The sequence below is a fragment of the Salinivibrio sp. MA440 genome, from assembly GCF_001996265.1.
GTDB classification, from domain to species: domain Bacteria; phylum Pseudomonadota; class Gammaproteobacteria; order Enterobacterales; family Vibrionaceae; genus Salinivibrio; species Salinivibrio costicola.
In genome coordinates, this window is sequence record NZ_MUFI01000008.1 from 65976 (window position 1) to 78732 (window position 12757).

General features: G+C 50.2%; 8 protein-coding genes and 1 tRNA gene. 5 read left to right on the forward strand and 4 right to left on the reverse strand.

What is annotated here, in order from left to right:
* Positions 1 to 29: 29 nt before the first annotated feature.
* Both pyk and BZG80_RS04280 read right to left on the reverse strand, forming a co-directional pair.
* The gene (gene pyk, locus BZG80_RS04275) at positions 30 to 1475 is read right to left on the reverse strand and encodes a pyruvate kinase (RefSeq protein ID WP_077460221.1); all 1446 of its coding nucleotides are present in this window, start codon (positions 1473 to 1475) and stop codon (positions 30 to 32) included.
* A gap of 154 nt (positions 1476 to 1629) precedes the next feature.
* Positions 1630 to 2484, reverse strand: coding sequence for a MurR/RpiR family transcriptional regulator (locus tag BZG80_RS04280; RefSeq protein WP_021022372.1), 855 nt, complete (start codon positions 2482 to 2484; stop codon positions 1630 to 1632).
* A 322-nt stretch (positions 2485 to 2806) separates the two neighbouring features.
* Between BZG80_RS04280 and BZG80_RS04285 the strand changes: the two genes are divergently transcribed.
* Positions 2807 to 3661, forward strand: a complete 855-nt coding sequence (locus tag BZG80_RS04285; RefSeq protein ID WP_158011526.1) for an SDR family oxidoreductase — start codon at positions 2807 to 2809, stop codon at positions 3659 to 3661.
* Positions 3662 to 3979: 318 nt separating this feature from the next.
* On the opposite strand, the gene BZG80_RS04290 is transcribed toward BZG80_RS04285, so the two are convergent.
* The gene (locus BZG80_RS04290; protein WP_077678807.1) at positions 3980 to 6622 is read right to left on the reverse strand and encodes a DUF2339 domain-containing protein; all 2643 of its coding nucleotides are present in this window, start codon (positions 6620 to 6622) and stop codon (positions 3980 to 3982) included.
* 496 nt (positions 6623 to 7118) lie between these two features.
* On the opposite strand from BZG80_RS04290, the gene BZG80_RS04295 reads away from it, so the two are divergent.
* The 4 genes from BZG80_RS04295 to BZG80_RS04310 all read left to right on the forward strand — a co-directional run bounded on the left by BZG80_RS04295 (position 7119) and on the right by BZG80_RS04310 (position 11908).
* The gene (locus tag BZG80_RS04295) at positions 7119 to 7802 is read left to right on the forward strand and encodes a TetR/AcrR family transcriptional regulator (protein WP_077460224.1); all 684 of its coding nucleotides are present in this window, start codon (positions 7119 to 7121) and stop codon (positions 7800 to 7802) included.
* Positions 7803 to 7963: 161 nt separating this feature from the next.
* Entirely contained in the window at positions 7964 to 10264 is a 2301-nt protein-coding gene (locus tag BZG80_RS04300; RefSeq protein ID WP_021022368.1) for an acyl-CoA dehydrogenase, read from the forward strand.
* Between the two features lie 212 nt (positions 10265 to 10476).
* Entirely contained in the window at positions 10477 to 11679 is a 1203-nt protein-coding gene (gene fabV / locus BZG80_RS04305) for an enoyl-ACP reductase FabV (RefSeq protein ID WP_077575827.1), read from the forward strand.
* Positions 11680 to 11817: 138 nt separating this feature from the next.
* A tRNA-Ser gene (locus BZG80_RS04310) sits at positions 11818 to 11908 on the forward strand.
* A gap of 193 nt (positions 11909 to 12101) precedes the next feature.
* Here BZG80_RS04310 and BZG80_RS04315 read toward each other — a convergent pair.
* Positions 12102 to 12548, reverse strand: coding sequence for a phage integrase N-terminal SAM-like domain-containing protein (locus tag BZG80_RS04315; RefSeq protein ID WP_077678808.1), 447 nt, complete (start codon positions 12546 to 12548; stop codon positions 12102 to 12104).
* Positions 12549 to 12757: the final 209 nt, after the last annotated feature.

The following is a 12757-nucleotide window of genomic DNA, read 5'->3' on the forward strand; positions in this document are numbered from 1 at the left end:
GTTTTTGCTCGTGCCCTCATGGACCTTCGCTATTTCACTGTTAAGACTCGCATCGTATTGGTTGAGCCAACCACTTCCATTTGGTCACCTTGGGTCATGATCACCTGATCGCCTTCATTCAAAAACCCACCCGCTTTCAGTGTCTGCAGGGCAAGCTCGGCCACTTGCGGACCGGCACCACTGTTGCTGTCGAAATACACGGGGGTGACGCCGCGATACAATGCTGCACGATTCAGCGTTTGTTCATGGCGAGACAAGGCGAAAATGGGCTTACCCGATGAAATACGTGACATCATCAACGCGGTGCGGCCTGACTCAGTCAGCGACACCATGGCTTTAATCCCTTTCATATGGTTTGCCGCATACATGGTTGCCATCGACACCGTCTCTTCTTGGCTATCAAACTGACGATCCAAGCGATGGTTAGACACATTCACCGACGGCATTTTTTCCGCACCGACACACACTTCTGCCATGGCGCGTACCGTCTCCACCGGATACTGTCCTGCTGCGGTTTCTGCTGATAGCATTACCGCGTCGGTACCATCTAACACGGCGTTAGCGACATCCATCACTTCTGCACGGGTTGGCATCGGGGCTGTGATCATCGACTCCATCATTTGCGTGGCAGTGATCACTAAGCGGTTCATACTGCGTGCGCGTCGGATCAATTGTTTCTGTACCCCTACTAACTCAGGGTCACCAATTTCGACGCCAAGATCGCCACGTGCCACCATCACCACATCAGACGCTTCGATAATGTCATCAATACTGGCATCGCTCACCACGGTTTCTGCGCGTTCAACTTTGGCGACCAAACGTGCATCCAGACCAGCCTCGCGTGCTAATGAGCGGGCATAATGCATGTCTTGACCGTTGCGAGGGAACGAGATAGCCAAAAAGTCGACCTTGATTTTGGCGGCGGTGAGAATGTCTTGTTTATCTTTTTCGGTCAACGCAGGCGCAGACAGGCCACCGCCTTTCTTGTTGATCCCTTTGTTGTTTGATAGCTTCCCGCCCACCGTGACTTCGGTATGCACTTTGGTGCCGTCAACGGCCAATACTTTGAGCTGTACACGGCCATCGTCGAGCAGCAAAATGTCGCCATGGGTGACATCTTGCGGTAGCGCCTTGTAGTCCAGCCCCACAGCGTCTTGATCGCCCATTCCCGGAGAAAGATCGCTGTCTAGGGTAAATTTATCACCCACCGCAAGCACAATAGCGCCGTCTTTAAACGTGGATACGCGAATCTTAGGGCCTTGTAAATCGCCTAAAATCCCCACATGGCGACCCAGTCGTGCGGCGATAGCACGCACCTGTTCGGCACGCTTAATATGATCTTCTGCACTGCCGTGAGAGAAGTTGAGGCGAACGACATTGGCACCCGCCTGAATGACAGCCTCTAACACACTGTCTTTATCCGTTGCCGGGCCCAAGGTGGTGACAATTTTCGTTCTTCTCAATTTTGCAGACATGATTAACTCCTGTAGACAGGGTGATGCGCAAGAAGCGTGTTACAAGGCAAGCATCACCGCTTAGTAATAAACCAATAAAACGCTGACATCAGTGTAGCGCACGGAAAATATCAACGAGCTGACACAAAAAAGGAGTGCCATGCACTCCTCGGGATTAGGTCAATGATTCTTTATGAAAACGTGAATCGCGAATAGCTTCTTTGACACGTTTCAAGTTATCTCTAAAGCCGGGGCCGCGGCGTAGGGTAAAACCGGTAGCCAAGACGTCGATGACGGTCATTTGCACCACGCGGCTTGCCATTGGCATGTATTCATCGGTATCTTCAGGGACATCGAGTTGAATGGTGTGCGAGCAAACCTTATCAAGCGGTGAATCGCGCTGGGTAATACCAATCACGGTGGCGCCATTTTCTCGGGCCAAGTTCGCCACGTCGACCAGGCTTTTGGTCCGGCCTGTGTGTGAGATCATCACCACCACGTCGCCGTCATTGCAGTTAATACAGCTCATGCGTTGCATCACAATATCGTTAAAGCAGACGACAGGGATGTTAAAACGGAAAAACTTGTTCTGCGCATCGTGGGCAACAGACGCTGACGCACCCAAACCAAAGAAAGAAATTTTCTTTGCTTGGGTCAACATATCAACAGCACGGTTAATTTGGTGTGTATCAATGCTGTTCTTCGCCACATCTAAACAGGCCATGGTTGACTCGAAAATCTTGGCTGTGTAAGCATCGGCACCGTCGTTCTCTTCAACGTTACGGTTCACATAAGGCGTACCGTTTGCCAAGCTCTGCGCTAAATGCAGTTTAAAGTCGGGAAATCCTTTGGTGTCTAAACGACGACAAAAGCGATTCACCGTTGGCTCACTCACATCAGCCATTTTCGCTAACGTCGCAATGCTTGAGTGGATAGCGGTTTGAGGCGAGGCGACAATAATTTCAGCAACTTTTCTTTCAGATTTGCTGAAGTTTTCAATATTTTTTTGTATTTTTTCCAGAGTATTCATCTGAGTTACCGCTTACGTTCAAGACCAAATTAAAAACTATCGCTCCCTGAGAGCGAACAAAATGCAGTGTTTAAGTACGTCAATCATCACGGTTTTTGACCACCGTTTAATGATGAATAGTCTATCTTCTCACGCTTTGTAATGACATTATTATGACTATCTGAGAATGAAAACTTTGTCACCATTCACGCTTTTGGTTATTTCCTTACACAATGAAGGAATATATTTACAGCGTGAAATAAATAATCGGTCAAAAATGGGGCAAAAAGCGGTGTGAAGCCGATTACATTGAAAAATAATTACGTAACCCTAAGGAGTGCTTGTGTCAGGATTGAAAGTCGGAATTTGTGGTTGTGGTTGGTTGGGTACCCCCCTTGCGTCGCACTTGCTAGCGGCAGGGCATCAGGTGGTGGGGACCAAGCGCCAATCGGATGCAGCGCAAGCATGGAGCCAGTCACTAGGTGCGCCAATGGTGCCTTTTGATGTCATGGCGCCCGATTACCACCACGCGCAGCCATTGCTTGATTGCGACATTGTGGTGATCAATATCGCGGCAGGGCGACGTAATGCCGATTTTGATGCCTACCGCAACGCGATGACCGCCTTTATTGATCATCTGGCACAAGCAGGCGTTGAACATGTGCTCTTTATTAGCACGACGTCTGTGTATGGAGAGCTTAAAGGACAAGTCACAGAACAAACACCGACCGCCGCGACAACGGCATCCGGTCAAGCGCATGAAGCCATTGAAGCCCATGTTGATCGCGTGTATGGCGAGCAGGGCAGTGTGCTGCGCTTGGCAGGTTTAATTGGCGGTGAACGTCACCCATCAACCATGTTGTCAGGGCGTACAGGGCTGTCTGGCGGTAGCGAGCCGGTTAACCTTATCCATCGTAGCGATGTCATGGCTGCAATCAGTGCAATGATTCATCAGCGCCAATGGGGACATGTTTTCCATTTGAGTGCGGATCTTCATCCATCCAAAAGCGTTTATTACAGCTGGGCTGCACGTGAAATGGGATTAACGCCACCTGAGTATCACCCAAGTGCTGGCGATGGAAAATGGATTGATGCCTCGCATACGCTGGCGCAGCTGGGACTCACCTTACGGTATGCGTCGCCCTATCAAATGATTGCCAATGGCCAGGTAACGTCTGATGACCCTGCACCAAAATAAAAAAAGCCCACACAAGGTGGGCAAAATAAAGGTAGAGACAAATAAACTCTAAAGTAAGTAGAAAAAGCAGCAGCAGTTCGGAAAGAAAGGTGAATCATGCACCTCAATCGCTGAGGGGGACAAGGCATTTCTTACCGATGCACCCATTAGGACTGGGCGATGACCAAGAAGTTCCTGATGATTTAAAAAAGTCGCCAAATCTTGTCAATGGGCGACGATTTCGTGATTCTTATCACAAACTTGGCGGCAATAAACGCCGCCATCTCGTTAAATTGAAACAGATATAAATTATTTATCCTGCGTGTAATTGGTGTAGCACTACACGGCCCATTGGCGTTGTTTGAGCCACTGGAATAAGCCACCTAGACCCACTAAGCATAGCCCGAGGCCAATGAAGGACAAAGCTCGCATTAGCCCCTCCAAACTTGCCATATCAACCAAGAAAACTTTCAATATCACTAACGCCAAAGTCGCCATGGCACCTTGCTGCACACGTACCGATTGTTGCCAGTATCCACCGAGCAGAGTCAGGCTGCCAATTACTAACCAAACCAATGAATAAGTGTAAAGCTCTGCGTTTGATGTTGGCAGTGAAAGCACAATGGTGTCACCTTGCCAAGCTTGGCGGATTAATCCGTTGACGAGCAAGAACCCAAAAAATGCCGCAGCGGTACCCGTAAGCAGTTGTACTCGCGCGTTAAACGCCAGGCTCGATGAGGATCCCTCTCGGCCCAGCCAAAGACAAACCAGCAAGGGGACGCCCCACCAAGGCCAGAGCAAACTGGAAAGTGGCGAATAACCAATAGATACCTCTTCAAAGTAGGGATTGTGGTCGACAAAGAGGATCAGTTGAATGAGTATGCTCAATGCCAGCAGTGCTATCCCGCTAAAGCGGTATAAAAAAGCGAACGTCTGCGCGAGGCGATAGCGATAAAGATAAACACAAGCTAACAATGACCAGTTCATACTCATTACCACAGCGCCTGAGACGGAATAGATGACACCGCTAATGCCCTGAAGATCACACAGCCAAATTGTCGTGCTGGTCAGCCACAGTGCGATGAGCTGTAACTGGGCACCCGTGAGCCAAGCGGGCAGTGTTTGGCTTTGTACCCAACGCTGACTGCCATAAATCAACAGACTAAGCGACGGATAAAGCCACAGTGTATCGGGCACCGATGTCATGTGATTGGTTGTGAGCAATAATAAGGTCGCGCGAGCGAGCACTAGACTGACCAGGGCTTGAATAATCCAATCAGCGAGTGTAATCCTGTATTTATGGGTAAGCCAAAGCATCACCACGGCTTGAAGGGCGATCGCCAAGGTTAGCGCGTAATTGCTCAATAGTAAGGTCAGCGCAAGCGCAAGGTGTGCATTCACCCCACACCATAGGCTTAACCGGACTAAATGTTGTGTCTGGTCTGTCCCTTTAAAATAACGAGTAAATGCCGCTAATATCGCCGCGCCACCGGCTAAACATGCTGACCATAATAGGGTGCTATATGCGTGAGGAGGTTGCCTACCCCAAAACGGATCCGTCACTACCGAGTTTAGGCTCACCATTAATGGTGTCGCTAGGCACGCCAACCAGATAAAGTGAATGCTTTTTGGCGAACGCTTACCCAAGGCCAAACCATATAACAGGGTGAACACACCGATACTTAAACCCATATGTTGGGCAAGTGCAGAGCCATCAAGATCACTTGTCAGTAGCCAAAGCGCGGCCCAAATTAAGCCTAGAGCAGGCCAAGCACCCCAACGCACAGAGAATAGGGGAGCGAGGTAAAGCCACCCCACTAGTGCTGCGATCAATGGAATACCAGCGGTGATAGATAATGGAAATGCCGCCATTGATGCAATCAGCATAATGGCAAGCATCAGCCAGGTGTCGAGTGCGTGATGGTGCCATGATCGAATATCGACAAGAATACGCCAAGATAGTGGCCCGTCAGATGTTGGTTTAAGCAGCCAACCCAATCTTGGTACTGCAATCAGCACGTAGACTGAGCCGACAGCAAATCCAGTGACGATAAGCAGGGGCGCCGAAAAATGGGCAAAAGCAAATAACCAAGCAAGATGCATCCCCCACAAGCTATACCACAGCCATCGGCGCTCGACACGTTGAGCCACATAGGTGATGGCGGCGGCGACGAGTAAAAAATAGCTGGCGAGCAACCCGTAGCTGGGGGTGGCACTGGTAGAGAACAATGGCGCGCCATACGCACCGATGAGCCCGACAACGGTCAGTAGTGGGCCAAACCTAAGCCCGTAGAAGGTCGCAGCGAGCGAGATCAGCGCCAGCATCACAACAGCGATAGGATCAGAAATAAACTGATAGGGCGTCGCCGCCATCAAGGTCAGGCCAAACAAGCTGATAAAGCCCGCACTCGCAATGGCAGCGGGCACATAGCTCGGCCAATCAATTTGCGTATAACAGCGCAACTTATCGTGCAGCCACTCACTGCTTACAATCAAACCGACGCCAAACAGCGCTCCCAAGCCAAGACGGGCAAGAGGGGGAAAATAGCCTTCGCTGATCAGGTAGGAAATTAAGAAAAGTCCACCGAGGGTAAAAATACCGGCGCCACTCCAAACCAGCCATTGCTGTTTCGCGCGCTCAAGCCATGCCATCGCATGTCCTTTGGTGGCACGCATGGCGTTATCGTCGTGAAGAGGGGGGGCATCTGTGGGCTGGAGAGTATGATGCTCGCGGTTTTCCTCTAAAGCGTCCGATTCCGTTGATGACTTTACTGAAGGTTCATTGCTCGAACGCATGCTTGATGACGTGTGGTTATCGCTGGAACTTGTCGTGGTCTCTTGCCTGTGACGCAACTGCCTCAGTGCATGTTGGGTCGCCTCAAGATCATGACGCAAGGAACTCACTTTAATGATCGCAACAACGCCGCAAATACTGCCGACCATAATGATCAACGCCATAGCGACAAGAAAAGTGAAATACATAATAGGGTGACCACATCTGTTAGCGAACGCAGACACACTTTACTGTGGATAGACATTAAATCATCGAAATCGGGCGAAAAGAGCGCAGATTTGGGAGTAAGCGCATAAAAAAGCCCACAAGCAACGAGCAAGTGGGCATAGAAGAAAAGTCTTCTAGAAAAAGCAGTGGCACAAGGTGTGACTAGCAAAAATGCGAATGGGTTCCCACATTGGTATAAAAAAAGCGCCGCTTATTTTTGCGGCCGTACGGGCTTACTGGTTTAGTCTCTGATATTCAATACGTTACATATCATCTTGCCCCTCCTGCCTCAGACGGATCATTTACCAAACATTATACGGTGACAACAAACGGGCGCTGAACGCCAGTAATGGCCTGATCACCTTGTCATCACTCAATAATGTGATGTTGCTCATGCGATACGTAGGTGTTTCTTACTTGTTAAATAAGGCTTGTCGGTATAAAGTTAAACAAGCGTTTAAATCAGGTGAATGAATAATGGCAGGACGAGGCGACACCAAAGCGAAAATACTGGATGCCGCGGAGCAGCTCTTCGCCGAGCATGGCTTTAAAGAAACATCGTTGCGCACCATCACCAGCAAAGCAGGGGTTAACCTTGCCTCGGTGAATTACCATTTTGGTGATAAAAAATCATTGGTGCGCGCGGTGCTTGGACGTTATCTCGAGGCATTTATGCCCGCACTTGGCGAACAACTGCAAATGTTGTTAAGCCAGCGTGAATGTACGATGGCCCAAGTGTTTTCTTGTGCCAAACAGCCGGTACTCGCACTTGATCAATACCGGCCTCATGGCGCGGCCACCTTTATGCAATTAATTGGTCGAGGCTACACCGATGTGCAAGGGCACTTGCGTTGGTTTATTACCACGCGCTATGAGCACGTTTTATCCTTGTTTAACCAAGCGGTGCACAAAGCCAACCCGGCACTCACCCCCGAAGCCGTCTTCTGGCATATCCATTTTACGCTCGGCGCTGCCATTTTCACCATGGCATCGAGCGAGGCACTCCGTGATATTGCCGAAAATGATTTTGATCGCACGTTAGACACCGAAGCGATCGTTGACCGCCTCATCCCGTATTTAGCAGCAGGGATGAACGCCGAGCCAGCAGTGATGCAGCAAGGCCAAGTGCTTCCGTTTGCGGCGGAATCGCAGGCCGACTAGCGCAACAACGTATGGGCGTGGTAGGCGTGGAGCCAGCCCTCATTTATTCGCCCACGTTATTGTCGATGTCTGACAATGCGTGGAATGCAATGTAAAACCCGTTCTGGTCGCACAATAACAGCAACAAGAGTGCAACCATGATCAACAAAAGGACCTGAATCATGAGCTCTCAAACTTCATTACGTCGTTCACTGATTAGTGACAAAGCGTTTACTTTCTTCAAAAAGGTGCTGCCACCCTTATCAGCGACAGAGCGTGAAGCGATGGAAGCGGGCAGCGTTTGGTGGGATGGCGAACTCTTTTCCGGATCGCCAGATTGGAAAACCTTGCACAGCTATGGCAAGCCAACGCTCACCGCTGAAGAACAAGCTTTTATTGACAACCAACTCGATACCTTACTGGCCATGCTGGACGATTTTAAAATCGTGCAAGAGCAAAAAGATTTGCCGGAAGAGGTGTGGGATTACTTGAAGAAAGAACGCTTTTTCTCGCTGATCATCCCCAAAGAATACGGTGGCCTGGCGTTCTCGGCGCTGGCCAACTCCACCATCGTATCGCGCATTGCGACGCGCAGTTTAAGCGCGGCGGTCACTGTGATGGTGCCGAACTCACTGGGCCCAGGAGAACTACTGACGCACTACGGTACCCAAGAACAACGCGATTACTGGCTGCCACGTTTGGCCGATGGCCGTGAAGTGCCTTGCTTTGGTTTAACCGGCCCAGAAGCAGGCTCGGATGCAGGGAGCATTCCCGACCATGGCGTTATTTGCATGGGTGAGCATAATGGCGAAGAGGTTCTCGGGATCCGCTTAAGCTGGAACAAGCGCTATATCACCTTAGCCCCCGTGGCCAGTGTCGTTGGGCTTGCCTTTAAACTCGGCGATCCTGAAGGGTTGTTGGGTGACAAAAAAGATCTCGGCATCACCTGTGCTTTGGTCCCGGCAGACCATCCAGGGGTGGAAATTGGCGATCGCCACAACCCACTCAATATGGCCTTCATGAATGGCACCACCCGTGGTGAAGACGTCTTTATTCCGATTGATTGGGTCATCGGCGGGAAAGACTACGTAGGTCGAGGCTGGCGTATGCTGGTGGAATGCCTGTCTGCCGGACGTGGGATCTCGCTGCCTGCGCTCGGCACGGCGGTCGGCCACTTAGCCACACGCACCACAGGCGCTTACAGCTATGTACGTAAGCAGTTTGGTATGCATATTGGCCGCTTTGAAGGGGTCGCCGAAGCACTGGGTCGCATGGGCGGGTTGAACTACTTGATTGAATCGACCCGTACCCTGACCACCACCGCGCTTGACCAAGGTGAGAAACCGGCGATCATCACCGCCATTTCTAAATACCACATGACCGAGATCGCGCGCACCATCTTAAACGACTCGATGGATGTTCACGCGGGTCGTGCCATTCAATTAGGGCCACTCAACTACATTGGCCACCATTACTTTGGTATTCCTGTCGCGATCACCGTGGAAGGGGCGAACATTCTTACCCGCAACCTGATGATCTTTGGTCAAGGGGCGACCCGTTGCCACCCTTATGTACTTAAAGAGATGGAAGCGGCGGCTAACCCAGACCAAGAGCAAGGCGCACAAGCATTTGATAACCTGCTGTTTAAACACATTGGTCATGCCACTAAAAACAGCATCATGGGGTTAGTGAATGCGTTAACCGGCTCGCTGACTAACCGTGCACCGGTTAGTGGTGAAACGGCCAAATACTATCGCCACCTGACTCGCATGAGTCGTGCACTGGCGGTAACCACCGATGTGGCGATGTTGTCACTAGGCGGTGAGCTAAAACGCCGCGAAATGCTTTCAGCGCGCCTTGGTGATGTACTGAGTCACCTTTATATGGCATCGGCAACCCTGAAGCGCTATGAAGATGAAGGGCGTCCAAGCCAAGATCTGCCAATGGTGCACTATGCGCTGCAATACTGCTTAGCCCAGTGTGCCAAAGCCTTTGATGGCGCCTTTAACAACTTCCCGGCCAAAGGCGTGGGTCGTAGTTTACGGGTGCTACTGTTCCCATTAGGCATGCGTTATACGATGCCGTCCGACAAACTGCTCAACCAGATCGCCGAGCAGTTAATGACCCCAAGTGCAGAGCGCGACCGTTGGACGCATCTTTGCTATGTTGGGGAAAAAGCCGACGATCCGGTGGCGGTAATGGAACGTGCCTTCACAGCCATGTGGGCGTGTCGTGATACCGAAAAAGCCCTGATCAAGGCAGTAAAAGCCAAGAAAATCAATGGTAAAGCCAGCCTGGCCGACCGTTCACAACAAGCGGTAGAGCAAAATATTATTACCGCCGATGCGCGTGAAAAATTGCTTGAGGCCGATGCGTTGCGTGCTTACGCCGTACAAGTGGATGATTTTGAGGCCGATTGGTTTACCTCAAACCAGTTACAAGGGGGCGCTATCGACAAAGCCAACCCAAATAAAGCCGCTTAAACGCTGTGATTACGCTAATGAAAAGCGTCTGTGATGAGCAGACGCTTTTTTGTTGGCTCGCTCATGGAACCGATTTACACTGCGATCTTGCCCACTATTTTTGCCTGCAACACCTCCAACCACTGGGTATTTTTGCCCTTTTTCCATAAAAGGGGATGCATAGGCAGGCGTTAGTATTTATCCTAGCCTCAATTTTGTGAGGGACGTTGAATATGATCATCAAACCTAAAATTCGCGGATTTATCTGTACAACCACCCATCCAGTGGGGTGTGAAGCGAACGTAAAAGAACAAATTGACTACACCAAAGCGCAAGGCCCGATTGCCAATGCGCCAAAACGTGTGTTGGTCGTGGGTGCATCCAGCGGCTATGGCTTGTCCTCACGCATTGCAGCCGCCTTTGGTGGCGGCGCAGCAACCATAGGCGTGTTCTTCGAAAAGCCAGGCACCGAGAAAAAGCCAGGCACCGCAGGCTGGTATAACTCAGCCGCGTTCGACAAGTTTGCCAAGCAAGAAGGCCTGTATTCAAAAAGCCTGAACGGCGATGCTTTCTCGCACGAGGCCAAGCAAAAAACCATCGATTTGATCAAACAAGACTTGGGTCAAATCGACATGGTGGTTTACTCACTGGCCTCGCCAGTCCGTAAGCTACCTGACAGCGGCGAGCTGGTACGTTCATCACTCAAACCTATCGGTGAGACGTACACCTCAACCGCCGTCGATACCAACAAAGATCAACTTATCGAAGCAAGCGTCGAGCCGGCTACTGAGCAAGAGATCCAAGACACCGTCACTGTCATGGGCGGTGAAGACTGGGAACTTTGGATTAACGCACTCAATGACGCCGGCGTATTGGCCGAAGGCTGCAAGACGGTCGCCTACAGCTACATTGGCACAGAGCTCACTTGGCCAATTTACTGGGAAGGAGCACTAGGCAAAGCCAAAATGGACTTAGACCGTGCCGCCAACGCGCTAAACCAGACGCTTGCCGCCAAAGGCGGTAGCGCCAACGTCGCCGTATTGAAAAGCGTCGTGACCCAAGCGAGCTCGGCTATTCCCGTTATGCCGCTTTATATCGCTATGGTGTTCAAAAAGATGCGCGAAGAAGGGGTCCATGAAGGCTGCATGGAGCAAATCCATCGCATGTTTACTCAACGCCTCTATCAAGCCGATGGCAGCGAGCCTGCCGTTGATAGCGAGCGTCGCTTGCGTTTAGACGACCTAGAGCTACGCGAAGACATTCAGCAGCACTGTCGCGACTTGTGGCCGCAAATCACCACTGACAATCTCACCGAGCTAACCGACTACAACGAATACAAAGCCGAGTTCTTGAAGCTATTTGGCTTTGGCGTAGACGGCGTAGACTACGACGCAGACGTGAGCCCATTGGTAGAATTTGATGTCGAAAACATCTAAAACTGTTTAGAAAACAGACGAAAGAGGTCAGCCAAACGCTGGCCTCTTTTTTATTGCACGAAAGCTAACCAAACAAACCAAAATCGTCGCTTTTTACTTTACAAGCGAAGCCTAAGCCAATAATATACGCCGCGTTCCGGAGAGATGGCTGAGTGGTTGAAAGCACCGGTCTTGAAAACCGGCAAGGGTTAATAGCCCTTCTAGGGTTCAAATCCCTATCTCTCCGCCACATATAGAAAAGCCGCTGCTCAGTCAGCGGCTTTTTTGCGTTTATACTCCCAAAAATTTCTAAATTCTGACCCCGCCAACATTTTAGACCCCTTTGCCTAAACACACTGCCCAGCGTCTGATAACCTAGCCCGCAAAAAATTGCCCTGTAAGGCCTTTTGGATGCCGCTAACCAAAGGGCGGTAGCGTGGGTGTTAAAGCAAATCCTTAATGCGTAACCTCAAGCACTCATTGATGCGTAGGCCACTGCCGTACATAAGCCCACAAATCAGCTTATCTCTTGCGCTAAGGTAGGTGAAAATTTTGGCAACTTCTTCTTTACTGAGCACAATTGGAATTCGCGGCGATTTTTTGGACGGATTAAACGCAATCTTACCTAGCGGTTGGTCTAAAAACTGGTTGTAAAGAAAGGCTAATGCATTGAGGGCAACCTTTTGTGTGTTTGGTGAAACTTGCTGCGCATTCGCCAAATAAGACAGAAACGTTTTTACATCCTCGTCACTGAGCTCTGTAGGGTGTTGCTTGTGATGGAAAAGGATAAATCGACGAACCCAGTACAAGTAACTTTTCTCGGTTCTAATCGCATAGCCTCGTCGCCTAATCTCGTGCTGAAGGCTTGCCATAAACGGACTTTTGGTCATGATCTTTTCCCTCCCTCTAAGACTGTTTATTCATGGCTCTTCTCCGGATGTGGTGGAAAGTGTTTCTTTTCAAGTTTTCCGATTAATTGGACAATAAGGAAACACTCTGCACTTGAGCCCTGAATCAGATGAAAGATACAGCACTCTATCAAGCGATCCTTGGACTGATTCCGCCATGGACTGTCGACTCTGTCCAAGTGGATAAAAAG